Genomic DNA, 21,191 nt, shown 5'->3' on the forward strand with positions numbered 1-21,191 from the left:
GCCCTCGAAAACCCGCCCGCCACAGGACCCGCCCATGAAAACCGCTCTCGTCGAACTCATCAGCAAAATCAGCAGCGGTGTCATGGGGGCGGACGAGGTGGCGCGTATCGCCGATGAAGCAGCTCAGGCCTACGCGAATCCTGCGGCTTTTCTGGCGGCCAATCCGGATATCAACTACGACGACAGCTTCCCGATTCCGTTGGGGGAGTGGGTGGTGGTCGGCAGCCTGCCGGACACTGTGCTGTTCCAGGCCGACACCTACGCCGACCTGTTTGCCCAGATCGTTGCCTCGTTCGGTCCGGGCGTGGCGTTCAACCTCAAGCCCAAGCAATTGGCCAAGACTGAAGACCTCACCGCGCTCAATCGCATCCAGATCCAGATGAGCGCCCTGAGCCCGGAAGACGGTGGCTATGTGCTGCTCAACTTCAGCCAACTGCTTGATGACGAAATCCAGGCCGTCCTGGTGTTCGGCAACGACCTGGCGCGGGTGCTGGAACTGTGCGCCGAGGTCGGTATCAAGGCTGAGCCGTCCCTGGAAGCCCTGAAGATTGCCGTTCACGTTTAAATAATACGGAACCCCCGTCAGGGCTGACTATCCTACAAGGGCATGCCCCCCACACTTAGGAGCGACACCATGGGTTCAACTTTCAACGGCCTGATTGGCCTGATCATCCTCGCGCTGGATATCTGGGCGATCATCAACGTGTTCAAAAGCGGCGCGAGCACGGGCGCCAAGGTGTTGTGGATTCTGTTGATCCTGCTGCTGCCGGTACTGGGCCTGATCATCTGGGCCATCGCCGGGCCGCGCGGTAACGTGCGGATCTAACACCGTACTGTGGGAGGGGGCAAGCCCCCTCCCACATTGGTTTTGCCGGTTTTGCCTACCCCCGCTGAATTTGTGTGTCGAAAGTATTCGCTGCACGAAATTTTCACATCCCGTCCAAGACAATTCGCCCGCTTTGTTTCTCTGCCAGGGCCCCAATCCCTGGGGCATTTAAAGCGGTGGCGAGCTCGCACGTTCAGTAATTAATAGCCTTGCCGGCCTTGATCGGGCACCATTTGCGCCACCGCGTTAACCACCCACCCCGGCCAGCCTGGGCGAGGGCGGACGCCACTGCATTAATTTCGCAACTTCAACTTCCAATGGGTCCTAAAACGACATGGCAAACCCGGACGCCCTGAATCAGCAGCGAGCTTCAAATCGCCTGCTGCAACCGACCGTCAAATCCCATCTGGCATACACGCTGCTCTGCGCACTGGTCATGATGGTGATGTTCTCCCTGCTGCGCCTGGCGTTGCTGGTCTACAACCGCGAGATGATCCTCGACACACCCGCCTCGACCTTCCTGGAAGCGTTCGCCAACGGCCTGCGCCTGGACATCCGCCTGGTGATGTACCTGCTGGTCCCGCTGCTGTTGGCCTTGTTCAGCGTCCGGGCCATGGCGGCGCGCGGGTTTTTCCGGTTGTGGCTGACCGTTGCCTCCAGCATTGCGCTGTTCCTGGGCCTGATGGAGATGGACTTCTATCGCGAGTTCCACCAGCGCCTCAACGGTTTGGTCTTCCAGTATGTGAAGGAAGATCCGAAAACCGTGGTGAGCATGCTCTGGTATGGCTTCCCGGTGGTGCGCTACCTGTTGGCCTGGGCCGTGGGCACGCTGATCCTGAGCATGGCCTTCAAGGGCGCCGACCGTGCAACGCGTCCGCGTGGCCCGTTCAGTGGCGGCAGCATCGGTACGCGCCAGGTGGCGCCGTGGTACAGCCGCATTGCGGTGTTCGTGGTGTGCCTGCTGGTCGCCGTGGTCGCCATCCGTGGCACCCTGCGCCAGGGCCCGCCGTTGCGTTGGGGCGACGTGTACACCACCGACTCGAACTTCGCCAACCAGTTGGGCCTTAACGGTACGCTGTCGTTGATCGGCGCGGCCAAGGCGCGTTTCTCCGCGCATCGCGACAACGTCTGGAAAGCCACCCTGGAACAACCGCTGGCCACCCAGACCGTGCGTGACATGCTGGTGCTGCCGAGCGAGAAGCTGGTGGATACCGACACCGCCGCCGTGCGCCGTGATTTCACGCCGCCGGCCGAGAAGACCCTGCCGATCAAGAACGTGGTCGTGATCCTGATGGAGAGCTTCGCCGGTCACTCGGTGGGCGCCCTGGGCCGTCCAGGCAACATCACGCCGTACTTCGACAAGTTGTCCAAGGAAGGCCTGCTGTTCGATCGCTTCTTCTCCAACGGCACCCACACCCATCAGGGTATGTTCGCCACCATGGCGTGCTTCCCGAACCTGCCGGGCTTCGAATACCTGATGCAGACCCCCGAAGGCAGCCACAAGCTGTCGGGCCTGCCGCAGTTGCTGAGCGCACGTGATTTCGATGACGTGTACGTCTATAACGGCGACTTTGCCTGGGACAACCAGTCGGGCTTCTTCAGCAACCAGGGCATGACCAACTTCATCGGCCGCAACGACTTCGTCGATCCGGTGTTTTCCGACCCGACCTGGGGCGTGTCCGACCAGGACATGTTCAACCGTGGCCTGGAAGAACTGAAGGCCCGCGAAGGCGGCAAGCCGTTCTACGCACTGCTGCAAACTCTGTCCAACCACACACCGTACGCGTTGCCGACGCCGTTGCCGGTTGAGCCGGTCACCGACCGTGGCAGCCTCAACGAGCATTTGACGGCCATGCGTTACTCCGACTGGGCGTTGGGCCAGTTCTTCGAGAAGGCCCGCAAGGAGCCGTACTTCAAGGAAACCCTGTTTGTGGTGGTGGGCGACCACGGCTTCGGCAACGAGCAGCAGATCACCGAGATGGACCTGGGCCGTTTCAACGTACCGATGCTGATGATCGCGCCGGGCATGCAGGAAAAGTTCGGCGAGCGTGACCACACCGTGGGCACCCAGATCGATATCGTCCCGACCATCATGGGTCGCCTCGGCGGTGACACGCTGCACCAGTGCTGGGGCCGTGACCTGCTGAACCTGCCGGAAGGCGACAAGGGCTTCGGCGTGATCAAGCCATCGGGCAGCGACCAGACCGTCGCCTTGCTGACGGCTGACCGCGTACTGGTCCTGCCCAAGGAAATGCCACCGAAGTTGTGGCAATACGAACTGGGCGCCAACCCGACCGGCAAGGTCATTGCCGAGTCGCCGGACGAAGCGGCGCTCAAGCAGAAACTTGAGTCGTTCCTGCAAACCGCGACCAAGAGCCTGTTGGATAACACCGCAGGTGTGGTGGACGGCAAGCCGGACTAACTAACAAACCGGTAATAAAAAAGAGGCCTCATTGAGGCCTCTTTTTTTTACCCTTGGAAGGGGCTTATATCTTGCCGAGCAACAACAGCACCAGCAGAACTACCAGCACCACACCCAGGATACCCGACGGGCCATAACCCCAGTTACGCGAGTGCGGGAACACCGGGAGGCCACCCACCAACAGGAGAATCAGGATAATGATCAGAATCAGGCTCATGGTTTTATTCCTTATAGGCCTTCTGTAAAGACCGGTTATTCAGCGGGAGTCTCGTCCATCTGATAATGGACGGCTTATCAACTCCGACTCTGACGCCTGATAAAAAATTCAGTATTTTTTTAAAGCATTTCGCTTGCTCGCTTATTTCTTTTAACACGGCCGCAACTACGCAACGTTAGTTGAAAAAGATTGAACTTAGGCTATACGCAAGTATCCGACCGAGCCCGCGGTTTGCCTGGGGCATTCATCATTCTGATGGTGCGTGGGCGCGGCAGGAACCTTCGCTACACTGCCGATCACTTCCATGGTGAACCACAAGGCTACTTCCTATGCAAAACCGCATGATGATCACGGGCGCCGGGTCCGGTCTGGGTCGTGAAATTGCACTGCGCTGGGCCCGTGAGGGTTGGCGGCTGGCCTTGTCGGATGTCAGCGAGCCGGGCCTGCAGGAAACCCTGAGGTTGGTGCGCGACGCCGGTGGCGACGGCTTCATCCAGCGCTGCGATGTGCGTGACTACAGCCAGCTCACTGCGTTGGCGCAGGCGTGCGAAGTGAAGCTTGGCGGCATCGATGTGATCGTCAATAACGCCGGCGTGGCGTCCGGCGGGTTCTTTGCCGAGCTGTCGCTCGAGGATTGGGACTGGCAGATCGCAATCAACCTGATGGGCGTGGTCAAGGGCTGCAAGGCGTTCCTGCCGCTGCTGGAAAAGAGCAAGGGCCGTATCATCAACATCGCCTCGATGGCCGCGCTGATGCAGGGCCCGGCCATGAGTAACTACAACGTGGCCAAGGCCGGTGTGGTGGCGCTGTCGGAAAGCTTGCTGGTGGAGCTCAAGCAGCAGGAAATTGGCGTGCATGTGGTGTGCCCGTCGTTTTTCCAGACCAACCTGCTTGATTCATTTCGCGGGCCGACCCCGGCGATGAAAGCGCAGGTGGGCAAGTTGCTCGAGAGTTCGCCGATCTCGGCGGCGGACATCGCCGACTATATCCATCAGCGCGTGAGTGCGGGCGAGTTCATGATTCTGCCCCACGAGCAGGGGCGAATGGCGTGGACACTCAAACAGAAAAACCCGCAGTTGCTCTATGACGAGATGACGCTGATGGCTGACAAGATGCGCGCCAAGGCTCAGGCCATAAAGGGCTGATAGGGGTGCGGTCTGTCAGGCAAATTACCTATGCCTGTAGGTGATGCCTGATTTGGCCGCGAGCCATTGCTGGTTACGCCACAAACAAGCATGGTCGGGGTCCTGACATTCGAAAAAGGACAACCGCCATGCTGGTCTTGAGCCGCGCCTTGGGCGAAAGCATTTCCATCGGCGATGATATCGCTTTGCACATTCTTGAAGTCAGTGCCAACCACGTGAAGTTCGGCATCGCAGCGCCGGCAGGCGTCAGCGTGCATCGCGCCGAGGTGTATCGCAAAATCCTCGAACGCCAGGCCAGTGCCGCCTATCCGGTGCCGGTGCCCAACCCGTAGCGTCACCGTCAATCAAACAGGTGCTTGGGCACGTCGTGCTTGAGCATCAGTTGGCACTGCTCGCTTTCCGGGTCGAACACAATCAGCGCCTGGCCTTTGGTCAGTGCCTGACGTACGCGCAGTACCCGGGTTTCCAGCGGTGTGTCGTCGCCATTGTCGGTGCCATCGCGGGTGACGAAATCCTCGATGAGGCGGGTCAGGGTGTCGACTTCAAGCGCGTCGTAAGGGATCAGCATATAAGCCTCGGGGGTCAAGTCCCGGCGATGCTACTGTGCCGGGACTTTTGTTGCCAGTGTCGGGCGTTTCAAGGGTCAGCTGTTGCCGGCATCGGACTTGTTCCCGACCAGGCTGTCCACCGACGGCACCCGGGTATCGCTCTCCATCTGCGTCTCATGTTCGATCTGATGGCTGAAGCGGTCCAGGGAGCCTTGTGCCGGTTGCGCGTCGCTGGCGAATACCGGTGGGCTGAGGATATAGGCGCCGAGCAGTCGACTCAGTGCCGCCAGGCTGTCGATATGGGTGCGCTCGTAACCGTGGGTGGCATCGCAACCGAACGCCAGCAGGGCGGTGCGGATGTCATGCCCGGCGGTGACCGCCGAATGCGCATCGCTGAAGTAATAGCGGAACAGATCGCGGCGTACCGGCAGGTCGTTGTCCGCCGCCAGGCGCAGCAGATGCCGTGACAGGTGATAGTCGTACGGTCCACCGGAATCCTGCATCGCCACGCTCACCGCGTGCTCGCTGGAGTGCTGGCCCGGAGCGACCGGGGCGATGTCGATGCCGACGAACTCACTCACATCCCAGGGCAGGGCGGCGGCGGCACCGCTGCCGGTTTCCTCGGTGATGGTGAACAGCGGGTGGCAGTCGATGAGCAGCGGTTCGCCGCTGTCGATAATGGCCTTGAGCGCAGCGAGCAGGGCCGCGACGCCGGCCTTGTCGTCCAGGTGACGTGCGCTGATGTGGCCGCTTTCGGTGAACTCCGGCAGTGGGTCGAATGCCACGTAGTCACCGACGCTGATCCCCAGGGAATCGCAATCGGCACGGGTCGCGCAGTAGGCGTCCAGGCGCAGTTCCACGTGGTCCCAGCTCACCGGCATTTCATCCACGGCGGTGTTGAACGCGTGCCCGGAGGCCATCAGTGGCAGCACGCTGCCGCGGATCACGCCATTGTCGGTGAACAGGCTGACACGGCTGCCTTCGGCAAAGCGGCTTGACCAGCAACCGACCGGCGCCAGTGTCAGGCGACCGTTGTCCTTGATGGCGCGCACGGCGGCGCCGATGGTGTCCAGGTGCGCGGAGACGGCGCGGTCAGGGCTGTTTTTCTGGCCCTTGAGGGTCGCGCGAATCGTGCCGCGCCGGGTCATTTCAAACGGGATACCAAGCTCTTCCAGGCGTTCTGCGACATAGCGCACGATGGTGTCGGTGAAGCCGGTGGGGCTGGGAATGGCGAGCATTTCCAGCAGCACTTTTTGCAGGTAGACGAGATCGGGTTCGGGAATGGTTCGAGTCATGGAAACTCCTGATGAGTTGAGGGCATCGATGGTTTCGATGAGGTAAGGGGGAATGTCGTTGCCTTCACCGGCCTCATCGGGGGCAAGCCCCCTCCCACCTTTGATAGGTGAACACCGTCAAATGTGGGAGGGGGCTTGCCCCCGATAGCGGTTTCACATTCAACACATTCCTCAGGCGGCCGGCTGACTGTGTGGAAACAACAAATCCACAAACTTCTCAGCGGTCGGTTGCGGTTCATGGTTGGCAAGGCCTGCCCGTTCATTGGCCTCAATGAAGACGTATTCGGGCTGATCGGCGGCGGGCACCATCAGGTCCAGGCCGACCATGGGAATATCCAGCGCGCGGGCTGCACGCACAGCGGCATCTACCAGGGTCGGATGCAAAATGGCCGTGACATCTTCCAGGCACCCGCCGGTGTGCAGGTTGGCGGTGCGGCGCACGGCCAGTTGCACGCCACGGGGCAGGATGCTGTCGTAGTCGTAGCCGGCGGCCTTGAGGGTACGTTCGGTTTCCGCGTCCAGGGGGATCTTGCTTTCGCCATCGGTGGCGGCCTGACGACGGCGGCTTTGCGCCTCGATCAAGGCGCGAATCGAATGCTGACCGTCACCCATCACTTCGGCAGGGCGGCGGATCGCTGCGGCGACCACTTCGAAGCCAATCACCAGGATGCGCAGGTCCAGGCCCTCGTGGAAGCTCTCGAGCAGCACGCGGCTGTCGAACTGGCGCGCCGCGTCGATGGCTTGCTGTACCTCCTCGAACGTGTGCAAATCCACCGCCACGCCCTGGCCCTGCTCGCCATCGAGCGGCTTGACCACGATACGTTGATGTTCGTCGAGAAACTCCAGGTTGTCGTCGGCACTGCCCGCCAATTGCTGCGCCGGCAACTTCAAGCCGGCGGCCTTGAGCACCTTGTGGGTCAGGCTCTTGTCCTGGCACAACGTCATGCTGATGGCGCTGGTCAGGTCGCTCAGCGACTCGCGGCAGCGCACGCGGCGCCCGCCGTGGCTGAGGGTGAACAGGCCGGCATCGGCATCATCCACCTGCACGTCGATGCCCCGTCGATGGGCTTCTTCAACAATGATCCGTGCATAAGGATTGAACCCCGCCTGCGGCCCGGGGCCGAGAAACAGCGGCTGGTTGATGCCGTTCTTGTGCTTGATGGCGAAGGTGGTCAACGCACGAAAGCCCAACTTGGCGTAGAGGCTCTTGGCCTGACGGTTATCGTGCAACACCGACAGGTCCAGATAGCTCAAGCCTCGGCTCATGAAGTGTTCCACCAGGTGGCGCACCAGCACCTCACCCACGCCGGGTCGGGTGCATTGCGGGTCTACCGCCAGGCACCACAGGCTGCAACCGTTTTCCGGGTCATGGAACGCTTTCTGATGGTTCAGGCCCATGACGCTGCCGATGACCGCGCCGCTGTCCTCATCTTCGGCCAGCCAGTACACCGGGCCGCCTTGATGGCGCGGCGTCAGGCGTTCGGCGTCAATGGGCAGCATGCCGCGGCCCTGGTACAGCAGGTTCACCGCCTGCCAGTCGGCTTCGTTTTGCACGCGACGGATACGAAAGCCGCGAAACACACGGGTAGCGGGGCGGTAGTCGCTGAACCACAGACGCAGGGTGTCCGAGGGGTCGAGGAACAACTGCTGCGGATCGATGCCGAGAATCTGCTGGGGCGCGGCCACATACAGCGCGATATCGCGCTCGCCGGGTTGTTCGTTGAGCAGTTCCTGGGCAAGGCTGGCGGGGTCGGGAAAAGTGTGCCCGATCAACAAACGCCCCCAACCGCAATGCACGGCAATCGGTTCGGGGCCTTGCGCGCTGCCGTCTTCGGCCAGCCGGGCCTGGAGGCGCTCGTAGGTCGGCGCCTGGCCCTTTAGCAAGCGTTGGCTGTACGCCGCGGCGTTAGGTTTCATTGATCAGATTCCTTGTTCGCTGAGCCACAGGTTCAGCGCCGCCAGTTGCCACAGCTTGGAGCCGCGCAACGGCGTCAATTGGCCTTGTGGGTCCGTCAGCAGGCGGTCGAGCATGGCGGGGTTGAACAGGCCACGGTCCTGGCTCGGGTCCAGCAGCAGCTCGCGCACCCAGTTCAGGGTGTCGCCTTGCAAATGCTTGAGGCCCGGCACCGGGAAGTAGCCTTTCTTGCGGTCGATCACTTCGCTGGGGATCACCCGGCGCGCGGCTTCCTTGAGCACCTGCTTGCCGCCGTCGGGCAGCTTGAACTTGCCCGGCACGCGGGCCGACAGTTCCACCAGGCGGCAGTCGAGGAACGGCGTGCGCGCTTCCAGGCCCCAGGCCATGGTCATGTTGTCGACGCGTTTGACCGGGTCGTCCACCAGCATCACCGTGCTGTCCAGGCGCAGGGCCTTGTCGACGGCGGCATCAGCCCCCGGCATCGCGAAGTGTTCGCGCACGAAGTCCCCGGCGGCGTCGTTGGCGGTCAGCCATTTCGGCGCGACGGTGGCGGCATAGTCGTCGTAGCTGCGGTCGAAAAAGGCATCGCGATAAGCCGCATACGGGTCGCTGGCGCCATCCACTTGCGGGTACCAGTGGTAACCGGCGAAGAGCTCGTCGGCACCCTGGCCGCTCTGCACCACCTTGCAATGTTTGGCCACTTCCCGCGACAGCAGGTAGAAGGCGATGCAGTCATGACTGACCATCGGCTCGCTCATGGCGCGGAACGCGGCCGGCAGTTGCTCGATGATCTCGCTTTCAGCGATGCGCAACTGGTGGTGACGGGTGCCATAGTGCTTGGCGATCAGGTCCGAATACTGGAATTCGTCGCCGCGCTCGCCGCCGGCGTCTTCGAAGCCGATGGAGAAGGTCGACAGATCCTCGACGCCCACTTCACGCAGCAGGCCGACGAGCATGCTCGAGTCGACGCCACCGGAGAGCAGCACGCCGACATCCACGGCCGCGCGCTGGCGGATAGCGACGGCTTCGCGGGTGCTGTCGAGTACGCGATCGGTCCAGTCTTCCAGGGTCAGGTGTTTTTCATCCTCATGGGGGCCGTAGGGCAGGGTCCACCAGGTGTGCTGTTCGGTCTTGCCGTTGGCATCGATGCGCATCCAGCTCGCCGGCGGCAGTTTTTCAATGCCTGCCAGCAGCGTGCGCGGTGCAGGCACCACGGCATGGAAGTTGAGGTAGTGATTGAGCGCCACCGGGTCGAGGATCGGGTTGATATCGCCGCCCTTGAGCAGCGCCGGCAACGCCGAGGCAAAGCGCAGGCGCTGGCCGGTGCGCGACAGGTACAAAGGCTTCACACCGAGACGGTCACGGGCGATGAACAGACGCTGCGCATCGCGCTCCCAGATGGCGAACGCGAACATGCCGTTGAGCTTGGGCAGCAACGCTTCGCCCCAGGCGTGATAGCCCTTGAGCAGCACTTCGGTGTCACCGCCGGAATAGAAGGCGTAGCCGAGGGCTTCCAGCTCTTGGCGCAGTTCCGGGAAATTGTAGATTGCGCCATTGAAGGCCAGGGACAGCCCCAGTTGGGCGTCGACCATCGGTTGCGCGGAGCCGTCCGACAGGTCCATGATTTTCAGGCGGCGATGGCCCAGGGCAATCGGCCCCTGGGCGTGAAAGCCCCAGGCGTCGGGGCCACGGGGGGCGAGGTGATGCGTGATGCGTTCCACGGCTGCCAGGTCGGCAGGTTGATGATCAAAGCGTAACTCGCCAGCTAGTCCACACATAAGTTCCTTACCGGTTTTTCCGTTGGGGAGGGGTCAATACTCAATACGCCTTGAAGGGCGCGTACCCAGAAACTGACCCAGCGCTATGCGTGGAGTTTTAGATCAATAAGTTATAAAGCAAACTGCCATGAGGTCATCCGGCCTGCACTTTAGAGGCCTGAGATTGGCCGCGAACCAGGGCGCGCAGGGCAAATCGATTGGGATGACAGGCCTCGGCCACCGCGCTCGGCAAGGGCAGTGGTTCGTCACAGAGCCAGGCTGCCAGCAGTTCGCCGCACAGTGGCGCAGTGACCAGGCCACGTGAGCCGTGCCCGCTGTTGATGTACAGGCCCGGCAGCCACGGGCAGGGTAGGTCTGGCACTTGCCGGGCGTCTTTGCCCAGTGCGGCGTACACCTGTGCAAAGGCCTCAAGGTCGGCCAACGGGCCGACGATCGGCAGGTAGTCGGGGCTGGTGCAACGAAAGGCCGCGCGGCCCTGCAAGTGTTCCGCTGCCACGGTGTCGGCGTCCAGGCGTTGCAGCAGGTCCTCGGAAATCTCGCGCAGCCTCTCCAGGTTACCGGCATGTTCGGCGCTGGTGGGGGTGAGGTCCTGGCTGTGGAAATCGAAACTGGCGCCCAGGGTATGTTCGCCCAGGCGGGCCGGTGCGACATAGCCTTCAGCGCAGACCACGGTGGCCAGCGCCCGGCTTGCCGGCGTCTGCGCCAGGCAGGTGATCTGCCCGCGGATGCGCTTGAGCGGCAAGTCGGCGCTGGGTGCGAAGCGCTTGATCTCGGCAGCCCCGGCGAGCACGACCACGCTGGCACTGGCCAGTAGCCGATCACCGTCGCGCGCGCACCATTGGTCATCCACTCGGTCGAGCTCAAGCACCTCGCGGTGGGTGAGCACGTTGATCGAGGGGTGCGTTGCCTGCCACTGGCAGAGCGATGGTGGGTGCACCCAGCCGCCCTCGGGGAAAAACAGACCGCCCTGGGCCACGTCGATCCCGGCGCATTGCCGGGCCTGATCGCGATCGACCAAGTGCAACAGTGCTGGGGGAAAGGCTGCCGCCAGTTGGGCCTGGCGCTCGCCTTCTTTGGCGTCGAACGCCAGTTGCAACACGCCGCAGTCGTCCCAGTCGACGCCACGGTGCAACCGTTCGAGCAGGCGCCGGGTATGCCCGAAGCCGCTGAGTATCAGTTGGGACAGTGCCGTTCCGTGCGCTGACAGCTTCAGGTACAGCACGCCCTGGGGATTGCCGGAGGCCTCTGCGGCCAGGCCGGCATGCCGCTCCAGCAAGCTCACCCGCCAACCCCGCGCCGCCAGGCTGGCTGCGGTGGCGCAACCGGCCAGGCCACCGCCGATGACCATGGCGTGGCGGTCACCGGTGACCGGCGCCGGCCGTGCGAACCAGGGCTTGGCGCGGGCGGGCGCCGGACGGTCTTCGGGCCACCCCAGGAACTCCCCGCGCAGGATCTCCCACTTGTGGCCAATGCCGGGCGTGCGTTTCATCTTGAACCCGGCGGCATTGATCAGCCGGCGTACCCAGCCGGTGCTGGTGAAGGTGCTGATGGTCGAGCCCGGTGCGGCCAGGCGCGCCAGTTCGGCGAACAGCTCGGCGGTCCACATGTCCGGGTTTTTCGCCGGGGCAAAGCCGTCGAGAAACCACGCATCTATTTGTGCGTCCAGCTGCGGCAGTTGCTCCAGGGCGTCGCCGATCAACAGGGTCAGGGTGACGCGACCGGCGTCCAGCACCAGGCGCTGAAAGCCCTGATGGATGGCGATGTACTGGGCCAGCAACTGTTCGGCATAAGGTTGCAGCTCGGGCCAGAGGGCGAGGGCGCGTTGCAGGTCGGCATGGCTGAGCGGGTATTTTTCCACGCTGACGAAATGCAGGCGTGCCCCGGCCACCGCCTGTTGGTCGAATAACTGCCAGGCGCACAGGAAATTCAAGCCCGTACCGAATCCGGTTTCGCCGATCACCAGGCGCCCGTCGGCCGGCAAGGCCGCAAAACGCGCCTGCAGGCGGTTTTGTTCAAGGAATACATAACGGGTTTCTTCCAGGCCCGACTGGTCGGAGAAGTACACGTCATCGAACACCCGCGAGTGCGGGCGGCCTTGGTCGTCCCAGTCGAGCTGGGCGTGGGTGATCGGGGTCATGGGAGCTCGTATAAATAGGGGTGGCTCGTATAAATAACGGCAGGTAACCACAAGGCGGCCATTCTAGCCGATCAACCGGTGTTGAATTGATCCACGGCAAGCGGCGGTTGAATTTCCTCCCGCGTGTCGTTGCCCAATCCGCTAGTCTTGAGCCATCTTGAAACGGAGCTGCCCATGTTCGAATCCGCCGAAATCGGTCACGCCATCGACAAAGACACCTATGACGCCGAAGTGCCGGCCCTGCGTGAGGCCTTGCTCGAAGTGCAGTACGAGCTGCAACAGCAGAAGCGCTTCCCGGTGATCATCCTGATCAATGGCATCGAAGGCGCGGGCAAGGGCGAAACCGTCAAGCTGCTCAACGAATGGATGGATCCGCGCCTGATCGAAGTGCGCACCTTCGACCAACAGACCGACGAAGAACTGGCGCGCCCGCCGGCCTGGCGCTACTGGCGGCAGTTGCCCGCCAAAGGCCGCATGGGCATTTTCTTCGGCAACTGGTACAGCCAGATGCTGCAGGGCCGGGTGCATGGGCAGATTAAGGACGCGCGGCTGGACCAGGCCATCGCCGGTGCCGAGCGCCTGGAAAAAATGCTGTGCGACGAAGGCGCGCTGATCTTCAAATTCTGGTTTCACCTGTCCAAGAAACAGATGAAGGCGCGGCTCAAGGCCCTGGCCGATGACCCGCTGCACAGCTGGCGCATCAGCCCGCTGGACTGGCAGCAGTCCAAGACCTACGACAAGTTCGTGCATTTTGGTGAACGCGTGCTGCGCCGCACCAGCCGCGACTACGCACCGTGGCATGTGATCGAGGGCGTCGACCCGCATTACCGTGGGCTGACCGTGGGCAAGATCCTGCTCGAAGGCCTGCAAAGCGCGTTGAAGCAGGCCAGGGTCAAGGCCAGTGGCATGAACCCGGCACCGCTGCCGTCGTCGGTGGACCAGATGAGCCTGCTCAACAGCCTCGACATGAGCCTGCGCCTGGACAAGGACGATTACGAAGAACAGTTGATTACCGAACAGGCGCGCTTTTCCGGCCTGATGCGCGACAAACGCATGCGCAGGCACGCGCTGGTCACCGTCTTTGAAGGCAACGACGCGGCGGGCAAGGGCGGGGCGATCCGCCGTGTGGCGGCCGCGCTGGACCCGCGCCAGTACCACATCGTGCCGATTGCCGCGCCCAGTGAAGACGAGCGTGCCCAGCCGTACCTGTGGCGGTTCTGGCAGAAGATCCCGGCGCGGGGCATGTTCACCGTGTTCGATCGCTCCTGGTACGGCCGCGTGCTGGTCGAGCGCATCGAAGGCTTCTGCACCCCGGCGGACTGGATGCGCGCCTATGGCGAGATCAATGATTTCGAAGAGCAATTGCGCGATGCCGGTGTGATCGTGGTCAAGTTCTGGCTGGCCATCGACAAGGACACTCAGTTGGAACGCTTCAAGGCCCGCGAGGAGATCCCGTTCAAGCGCTTCAAGATTACCGAAGACGACTGGCGCAACCGCGACAAGTGGGACGACTACCGCGCGGCGGTGGGCGACATGGTGGATCGCACCAGCACCGAGGTGGCGCCCTGGACCCTGGTGGAAGCCAACGACAAGCGCTGGGCGCGGGTCAAGGTATTGCGCACCATCAACCGGGCGCTGGAAGACGCATTCGAGAAGACCGACAAGCACGACAAGAAGAAAAAGAAATAGCCTGAGCCTGACTCGGTCCACCTGTGGGAGGGGGCTTGCCCCCGATGGCGGAGTGTCAGTAGATAGATCTTTAACTGACCCACCGCCATCGGGGGCAAGCCCCCTCCCACATTTGATTTGTGCACATTAGATAGACTGCGTTCGCCGAAACCGACAAGCACGACAAGAAGAAAAAGAAATAGCCTGGGCCTGACTCGGTCCACCTGTGGGAGGGGGCTTGCCCCCGATGGCGGAGTGTCAGTAGATAGATTTTTAACTGACCCACCGCCATCGGGGGCAAGCCCCCCTCCCACAGTTGATCTCTGCACATCAGGTAGACCTCACACAGGCCTCCATGCTTTTGCATCCATGCAGTGAATGATCATCGCGGGCAGCCGGGCCCGGCTCTATTCTCGATCCACAACCACAAGATCGAGGTAGCCCCATGCGTGAAGTAGTGATTGTCGACAGTGTGCGAACCGGCCTGGCCAAGTCCTTTCGCGGCAAGTTCAACCAGACGCGGCCCGATGACATGGCGGCCCATTGCGTCAACGCGCTGCTGGCCCGCACCGGCATCGACCCGGCCACGGTGGAGGACTGCATTGTCGGTGCCGGTTCCAACGAGGGTGCCCAGGGCTACAACATCGGGCGCAACGTGGCGGTGCTCTCGCAATTGGGCACCGGTACCGCAGGCATGACCCTCAACCGTTTCTGCTCGTCAGGCTTGCAGGCGATTGCCATTGCCGCCAACCAGATCGCGTCGGGTTGCAGCGACATCATTGTCGCCGGCGGCGTGGAGTCCATCAGCCTGACCCTGAAAAGCGTCAACACCGACCACCTGATCAACCCGCTGCTCAAGGAGCAGGTACCCGGCATTTATTTCCCCATGGGCCAGACCGCCGAAATCGTTGCGCGTCGCTATAACGTCAGCCGCGAGGATCAGGACTTGTACGCCCTGCAAAGCCAGCAGCGCACCGCGCAGGCGCAGGCGGATGGGTTGTTCAACGATGAAATCGTGCCGATGGCGGTCAAGTACAAGGTTGAAGACAAGAATACCGGTGAAGTGCAGGTGCTCGATGGCGTGGTCGACCGCGACGATTGCAACCGCCCCGACACCACCCTGGCCAGCCTCAGTGGCTTGAAGCCGGTGTTTGCCGAAGACGGTTCGGTGACGGCGGGTAATTCGTCACAGTTGTCCGACGGCGCCTCGATGACCCTGGTGATGAGCCTGGAAAAAGCCCTGGCGCTGGGGCTCAAGCCCAAGGCGTTCTTTCGCGGTTTTACCGTGGCCGGTTGTGAGCCGGACGAGATGGGCATCGGTCCGGTGTTCTCGGTGCCCAGGCTGCTCAAGGCCAAAGGCTTGCAGGTAGCGGATATCGACCTGTGGGAGCTCAACGAAGCGTTTGCCTCGCAGTGCCTGTATGCGCGTAACCGCCTGCACATCGACAACGCCAGATACAACGTCAACGGCGGTTCGATCTCCATCGGCCACCCGTTCGGCATGACCGGCTCGCGGCAGGTGGGGCACCTGGTGCGCGAGTTGCAGCGGCGCAACCTGCGTTACGGCATCGTCACCATGTGCGTGGGCGGTGGAATGGGCGCAACCGGGTTGTTTGAGGCCGTGCGTTAGGCCTTGCCTGGCGCTTGCAACACACGCTGACAGGGGGAGCTTTGCTCCCCCTTTTTTTGCATCTGCCGTTAAGGAATTCTCGGCTCGCCGGTCAAATAGTTAGTTGCAAAACCGCTGTGAAGTTTATTGTTTGAAAGTGCATGTAGCCTTATTCTTACAGTTCTATCCAGTGTTAAATAATTCTCATCTAACTTGGATGTAGTCCTATTCCTTCAGCTGTTTTTAAAGTTTTGGCAAAAGGCCATAATTTTCCTGCAAGCCTTGATGTACAAGGGCTACGTCATTAAGGGAAAGAGCTGGCTTACGACTTCAAGTGTGAAGTGGATACTTGCCCGGCGTTGAGTGTGATCCTGAAATGCAATACAAGAAGTTGGAAAAGCACTTCAGGAATTCCCCTCGACGCATAGGTCAAACGGCTCTTTCAATCAGCCCTGCGCCGATCGGTGGCAAGGCTCCTTAATGACACTTGTAAGTGGGAATCTGTAGATGAAAACCAAAATGAAAACTGTGCTGTTGTCTGTCGGTCTGCTGGCGGGTTCGATGTCGATGGCGCACGCGGCGGATGGAACGGTGACGTTTATCGGGTCGGTCCACTCGGGTGCCTGCTCAATCAAGCCTGACTCCGTCGACCAAACCGTTCGCCTGGGTGCGATTGCAAAGCATCAGTTGCAAGCGGGTGGCAAATCGGAAGCTCGACGCGTGCTGATCGAACTGGAAGGTTGCGACCTGGCCGGCCTCACTGACAACACCGTCACCACGACCTTCACCGGCGCGCCCTCCACGGTTGTGCCCGGTGCCATCGGTACGGTCGGCGGTGCAGGCAACCTGGGCATCATGATGACCCATGGCGGTGACCTGGTTAAGTTGGGTGTTCCCACCAACCCGCAAGTCATCAGCGTGGGTGACAACACGCTGGAGTTTGGAGCCTACGTACAAGGCGCCGCCACTGGGGACATCATTCCCGGCGACTTCAGCGCGGTCACCAATTTCACTTTGGCTTATCAGTAAGTTTCACCCCCGCCACCCGGTGTGGCGGGGGGACGCTGACGGGAGATCCAGGTGAACACATTCATACGTCTGGCTATCGCCTCTTCATTAACGACACTCATCAGCCCTTGTGCCGTCGCCGAGGCGACTGCGCAAGGCGATGGGGTCGTGCTGCTGGGAGGGGAAGTGGTTGATTCCGCCTGCGGGCTGGAGCTTGCCAGTATCGATCAAACCATCGAGATGCCGCCCGAGCCGGTGGGTCGGCTGTTGCGCAACACGCGGGGCGAAGACCATCCCTTTCAACTGCGTCTGGTCAATTGCTCGTTGAGCCGCCCGGACCCTTCGCGCCCAGGTGCAAGCCTGCCGGATTGGGAACACATGCGCGTGACGTTCGAAGGCCCCACCGACAGGGCAGGGCTCTCCTTCGCAGTGTCTGGCGACTCCCAGGGGGTGGCCTTGCACATCATCGACGCCGCCGGCCAGGAAAGCCTGCCGGGGCAACGCATGGCGCCGGTCCCGCTGGCCGAAGGCGACATGACACTCAACTACCGGTTTTTCCTGGTCGGCAACGGCTTGCCATTGGTGGTCGGGGCTCACAGTGCCGCAGTGCGGTTCAAGTTGGAATACTTTTGAACAGTGATGGACAGGCTTGCATGTTGAATACGTCGAAGATCAAAAAAACGCTGCGTCCCGGGCTGTTCGGCGGGTTGATGTCACTGGCAGGCACGGCGATGGGCGCTGGGGATATCGAGTTCAATACCGACGTTCTCGACCTGAGCGATCGCGCCAATATTGACTTGTCCCAATTTGCGCGCAGTGGATTCATTCTGCCGGGCACTTACTCGATGGCCGTGCACCTCAATGCCCAGCCTATTGCTGAGCAATCGGTGGCGTTCTATCCCCCCGATAACGACCCCAAGGGCAGCCAGGCCTGTTTGTCGAGCAGTCTGGTCGAACAACTGGGGCTGAAAGTGTCCGCAGCCGGCCAACGGCTGTGGTGGAAGGACGGCGAGTGCCTGGATATAACCAGCTTGCCCGGCATGGAGGTCAGGGGTGATTTGGCCACCTCTACCCTGAGCATCAACGTGCCCCAGGCCTACCTTGAATACAACGCTATCAATTGGGACCCGCCTTCCCGATGGGATGAAGGGGTACCGGGGCTGCTGGTGGACTACAGCCTGACGGCGCAGTCCAATTACCAGCGCAACGATGGCCGGCGGCAAAACCTCAGCGGCAATGGCACCGTGGGCGCCAATGCCGGTGCCTGGCGGCTCAGGGCGGATTGGCAGGGGCGCGTGGAGAAGGGCCGGCAGGAGGCCGCCGGCCCGCAAAAGCTGGAGTGGAGCCGCTACTACGCGTATCGCGCCATTCCGGCGTTGCAGGCGCGCCTGGTGGTGGGCGAGAACTATCTGTACTCGGACCTGTTCGACAGCTTCCGCTTTACCGGCGCCGCGCTCAACTCGGATCAAAGCCAACTGCCCCCCAACCTGCGCGGTTACGCGCCGGAAGTGGTCGGTGTGGCCAGGACCAACGCCAAAGTCATCGTCAGCCAGCAGGGCCGTGTGCTCTACGAAACCCTGGTTGCGGCGGGCCCCTTTCGCATTCAGGACCTTAATGATGCGGTGACCGGCAAGCTGGATGTGCGGGTGGAAGAACAGGACGGTTCGGTGCATACCTTCCAACTCAATACCGCCGGTGTGCCTTACCTGACGCGCCCGGGCCAGGTCCGTTACAAACTGGCAAGCGGGCGACCGTCCAACCTTCAGACGGGCTCCGATGGTGCCGTCTTCGGTACCGGAGAGTTTTCCTGGGGCGTGAGCAATGGCTGGTCGTTGTTCGGTGGCGGTATCACCGATAACAACTATCGGGCGTTATCCGTGGGCGCCGGGCGGGACTTGCTGGCGTTCGGCGCCGTCTCGCTGGATGTCACGCAGTCGCGCGCCAACGTATGGAACGAGACGCTCTCGGGTAAATCCTACCGCCTTCAATATTCGAAGAACTTCGAAGAGTACGACAGCCAGGTGACCTTCGCCGGCTACCGCTTTTCCGAGAAGAACTTCCTGAGCATGAGTGAGTACCTGGATGCCCGGCATTACGGGTTGAACGGCGAACTCGGCGGACGAGGGGATTATCGCGACCCCAACGAGGGCTGGAAGCCTATCGGCGGCAGCAAGGCGCTGTACACGGTGACGGTCAACAAGCAGTTTCGTGACCTGGGCGCCACCGTCTACGCCAGCTACAACAAGCAAACCTACTGGGACCGGCCGGACACGCATCGCTGGAACGTGTCGCTGTCGCGCTACTTCAATGTGGGCACGGTCAAGAACATGAGCCTGTCCCTGAACATGTACCGCACCCAGGAATATAACTACAAGGACAACGGCATGGCGCTGACGGTCAGCCTGCCGCTGGGGCGTACCGGCACGCTGTCGCTGGACGCCAATCGAGCCGCCGGCAAAAACGGCTTTACCTCGCGCTACAGCGATCGCCTCGATGAGCGCAACAGCTACCAGCTCAGTGCCAGCGACACCTCCGCCAGCGGATACCTGAGCCATATGGGCGACAACGTCGACCTCGATGTGAGCGCCAGCAGGCAGCAAGGCGGTTCCAGCAGCCTCGGCGTCTCCGCGCGCGGCGGTGCCACGCTCACGGCCCAGGGTGCGGCGCTCCATCGAACCACCAGTACAGGCGGCACCCGGCTGATGGTCGACACCGCCGGTGTGCCCGATGTGCCGGTGCGCGGTTATGGCGCGCCGACCCGCAGCAATGCCTTCGGCAAAGCGGTGATCTCGGACATCAGCAGCTATCAGCGCACTGCCGCCAGTGTCGATCTGGAGCGCTTGCCGAGCAATGTCGAAGCCACTCAATCCGTCACGCAATTGACCCTCACCGAAGGCGCGATCGGTTATCGCTCGCTGGATGTGATTGCCGGTGAAAAGGCCATGGCGGTGCTGCGCCTGGCGGATGGCAGTTCGCCGCCTTTCGGCGCGACGGTGCAGAACCTCAAGCAACAGGACACCGGCATCGTGAATGACGGCGGCGAGGTCTACCTGAGCGGCATTCAGGCCGGCGAGCAGATGACCGTCAGTTGGGGCGGGGACGCGCGGTGCCTGCTCACGCTGCCGGCCACTTTGCCTGCCGATGGTTTGACCGATGCCCTGCAACTGCGCTGCCAGCCGGTAGCCGCCGATCCATCCCTGCCCGAGCCCGCCGGGCTGTCCGGCACGCCTATCGATACGGAGAACACAGCCTCATGATGCCCACTACACGTCGCCTCTTCCCAGCCTTCGCGCTGTTGGCCCTGGCCTTGAGCCAGAACGCCAACGCTGCCGTGGGCCTGGACCGTACCCGTGTGATTTTCGACGGTGGCAAAGACGCCACCAGCGTGAATATCACCAACAACAATACCCAGTTGCCCTATCTGGCCCAGGGCTGGATCGAGGATGAAACCGGCAAGAAAATCACCTCGCCGTTGATTGTGCTGCCACCGGTCCAACGCCTGGAGCCGGGTAAACAAAGCCAGGTGAAGGTCCAGGCGTTGCCGGCGGCCAAGGCGCTGCCGCAGGATCGGGAGACGGTCTACTACTTCAACTTGAGGGAAATTCCACCGCGCAGCGACAAGTCCAACACCCTGCAGATCGCGCTGCAGACCCGCATCAAGTTGTTCTACCGCCCGCAAGCCATCGAGCCGAGCCAACAGGACTTGTCCAACCCGTGGCAGGAAAAACTGACCCTGACCCGTGAAGGCGATCAATACCGGGTGAATAACCCTACGCCGTATTACGTGACGCTGGTGGATGCGCGTGACAGCAAGGACGGCAAAACCGTGCCGGGTTTCGTGCCACTGATGGTTCCTCCCAAAGGCACTCTGGCCTTGGGCACCACCGCCAAGGCGTTGGGCACCAGCCCTTATCTGGCCTATGTGAATGACTACGGCGGTCGCCCGCTCCTGGCCTTCACCTGCACGGGGGACACTTGCACAGTGAACCGGCAGGCCGCGCCGGCGAATGAGTAATGGTGCGGGAGAACGTCATGACGTCGCAAAAAGTGAAAGTGCTGGGCGGCCTGTTATGGGCCTTGGCCATGGGCGCACAGGCCGCGGACGAGGAGGATGTCGAAGGCATGAGCGGCATGCTCAATGTGCTCGGGTCCATGCATGAGTCGCCGTGCAGCCTGGAAATGACCTCGCTGCATCAGACCGTCGATCTGGAGGCCGTGTCGACCAGCCAGTTGCAACGTCCCGGTGACCAGGCGACGCCCAAGGCGTTTCAACTGCGCTTCACCGACTGCCTGCGCACCGCCGGTCGTATACGCAATGAGCGTACGGGCAACCTGACCTGGAGCGCCTACCAACCGGTGCTGTCGGTCACGTTCGAGGCGCCGGCCGATGCCGACGATCCACGCCTGGTCAGAGTGCAGGGCATTACCGGCATGGGCCTGCAGTTGACCGATGCCCTCGGCCGCGACGTGCAGTTGGGCTCGAGGGGCCAGCCGCTGTTTTTGCCCGTGGGCCGCAATACCCAGACCTGGCATGTACGGCCCACGCGCACCGCTGCGCCGTTGACCAGCGGGGCATTCAGGGCGGTGGTGGATTTCAGGCTCACTTATGAGTAAGGGTGCAAC

Annotated in this window: 18 protein-coding genes; 12 read left to right on the plus strand and 6 right to left on the minus strand. The window is 62.0% G+C overall.

Annotation, left to right across the window (positions count from 1 at the left end):
- The first annotated feature begins 34 nt into the window (after positions 1-34).
- The 3 genes from BFQ00_RS13845 (at position 35) to BFQ00_RS13855 (ending at position 3,248) form a co-directional block, all read left to right on the plus strand.
- Positions 35-565, plus strand: a complete 531-nt coding sequence (locus BFQ00_RS13845; protein WP_065933821.1) for a hypothetical protein — start codon at positions 35-37, stop codon at positions 563-565.
- 69 nt (positions 566-634) lie between these two features.
- Positions 635-826: a PLDc N-terminal domain-containing protein gene (locus tag BFQ00_RS13850; RefSeq protein WP_003172956.1), complete on the plus strand. Its 192-nt coding sequence runs from the start codon at positions 635-637 to the stop codon at positions 824-826.
- Positions 827-1,160: 334 nt separating this feature from the next.
- Positions 1,161-3,248, plus strand: coding sequence for an LTA synthase family protein (locus BFQ00_RS13855; protein ID WP_065887971.1), 2,088 nt, complete (start codon positions 1,161-1,163; stop codon positions 3,246-3,248).
- A gap of 64 nt (positions 3,249-3,312) precedes the next feature.
- Here BFQ00_RS13855 and BFQ00_RS13860 read toward each other — a convergent pair whose 3' ends face one another.
- Positions 3,313-3,465, minus strand: a complete 153-nt coding sequence (locus tag BFQ00_RS13860) for a DUF3309 family protein (protein WP_003192767.1) — start codon at positions 3,463-3,465, stop codon at positions 3,313-3,315.
- 329 nt (positions 3,466-3,794) lie between these two features.
- Here BFQ00_RS13860 and BFQ00_RS13865 point away from each other — a divergent pair, with 329 nt between their 5' ends.
- Together BFQ00_RS13865 and csrA are read left to right on the plus strand one after the other, a co-directional pair.
- Positions 3,795-4,610, plus strand: coding sequence for an SDR family oxidoreductase (locus BFQ00_RS13865; protein ID WP_065933822.1), 816 nt, complete (start codon positions 3,795-3,797; stop codon positions 4,608-4,610).
- Between the two features lie 128 nt (positions 4,611-4,738).
- Positions 4,739-4,942, plus strand: coding sequence for a carbon storage regulator CsrA (gene csrA, locus BFQ00_RS13870; RefSeq protein WP_065887973.1), 204 nt, complete (start codon positions 4,739-4,741; stop codon positions 4,940-4,942).
- 8 nt (positions 4,943-4,950) lie between these two features.
- Here csrA and BFQ00_RS13875 read toward each other — a convergent pair whose 3' ends face one another.
- The 5 genes from BFQ00_RS13875 to mnmC all read right to left on the minus strand — a co-directional run bounded on the left by BFQ00_RS13875 (position 4,951) and on the right by mnmC (position 12,283).
- A complete protein-coding gene (locus tag BFQ00_RS13875; RefSeq protein WP_003192759.1) occupies positions 4,951-5,178 on the minus strand; it encodes a YheU family protein in 228 nt (75 codons plus the stop codon).
- A gap of 75 nt (positions 5,179-5,253) precedes the next feature.
- Entirely contained in the window at positions 5,254-6,453 is a 1,200-nt protein-coding gene (locus BFQ00_RS13880) for an osmoprotectant NAGGN system M42 family peptidase (protein ID WP_065895697.1), read from the minus strand.
- Between the two features lie 171 nt (positions 6,454-6,624).
- A complete protein-coding gene (ngg, locus tag BFQ00_RS13885; RefSeq protein WP_065933823.1) occupies positions 6,625-8,370 on the minus strand; it encodes an N-acetylglutaminylglutamine synthetase in 1,746 nt (581 codons plus the stop codon).
- Positions 8,371-8,373: 3 nt separating this feature from the next.
- Positions 8,374-10,146, minus strand: a complete 1,773-nt coding sequence (locus BFQ00_RS13890) for an N-acetylglutaminylglutamine amidotransferase (protein ID WP_065933824.1) — start codon at positions 10,144-10,146, stop codon at positions 8,374-8,376.
- A 133-nt stretch (positions 10,147-10,279) separates the two neighbouring features.
- A complete protein-coding gene (mnmC, locus tag BFQ00_RS13895; protein WP_065933825.1) occupies positions 10,280-12,283 on the minus strand; it encodes a bifunctional tRNA (5-methylaminomethyl-2-thiouridine)(34)-methyltransferase MnmD/FAD-dependent 5-carboxymethylaminomethyl-2-thiouridine(34) oxidoreductase MnmC in 2,004 nt (667 codons plus the stop codon).
- 174 nt (positions 12,284-12,457) lie between these two features.
- On the opposite strand from mnmC, the gene pap reads away from it, so the two are divergent.
- The 7 genes from pap (at position 12,458) to BFQ00_RS13930 (ending at position 21,182) form a co-directional block, all read left to right on the plus strand.
- Positions 12,458-13,972 (plus strand): polyphosphate:AMP phosphotransferase, encoded by a 1,515-nt coding sequence (gene pap / locus BFQ00_RS13900; protein ID WP_065883298.1) that lies wholly within the window; start codon positions 12,458-12,460, stop codon positions 13,970-13,972.
- Between the two features lie 424 nt (positions 13,973-14,396).
- On the plus strand, positions 14,397-15,581 hold the full coding sequence (locus BFQ00_RS13905; protein ID WP_065933826.1) for a thiolase family protein: 1,185 nt from the start codon (positions 14,397-14,399) through the stop codon (positions 15,579-15,581).
- A gap of 486 nt (positions 15,582-16,067) precedes the next feature.
- Positions 16,068-16,589 carry a fimbrial protein gene (locus BFQ00_RS13910; RefSeq protein WP_065933827.1) on the plus strand — a complete coding sequence of 174 codons (522 nt, stop codon included), beginning with the start codon at positions 16,068-16,070 and terminating at the stop codon, positions 16,587-16,589.
- A gap of 51 nt (positions 16,590-16,640) precedes the next feature.
- Complete coding sequence (locus BFQ00_RS13915; RefSeq protein ID WP_065933828.1) at positions 16,641-17,201, plus strand: fimbrial protein; 561 nt, start codon at positions 16,641-16,643, stop codon at positions 17,199-17,201.
- Positions 17,202-17,221: 20 nt separating this feature from the next.
- On the plus strand, positions 17,222-19,825 hold the full coding sequence (locus BFQ00_RS13920; protein WP_163032686.1) for an outer membrane usher protein: 2,604 nt from the start codon (positions 17,222-17,224) through the stop codon (positions 19,823-19,825).
- A complete protein-coding gene (locus BFQ00_RS13925; protein WP_065883291.1) occupies positions 19,822-20,583 on the plus strand; it encodes a fimbria/pilus periplasmic chaperone in 762 nt (253 codons plus the stop codon). Before BFQ00_RS13920 ends, BFQ00_RS13925 begins: the two co-directional genes overlap by 4 nt.
- Before the next feature lie 17 nt (positions 20,584-20,600).
- A complete protein-coding gene (locus BFQ00_RS13930; RefSeq protein WP_065933856.1) occupies positions 20,601-21,182 on the plus strand; it encodes a fimbrial protein in 582 nt (193 codons plus the stop codon).
- The last annotated feature ends 9 nt before the right edge of the window (positions 21,183-21,191 follow it).

Origin of the sequence: Pseudomonas sp. 28 E 9, from assembly GCF_900004785.1 — a bacterium.
GTDB classification, from domain to species: domain Bacteria; phylum Pseudomonadota; class Gammaproteobacteria; order Pseudomonadales; family Pseudomonadaceae; genus Aquipseudomonas; species Aquipseudomonas orientalis_A.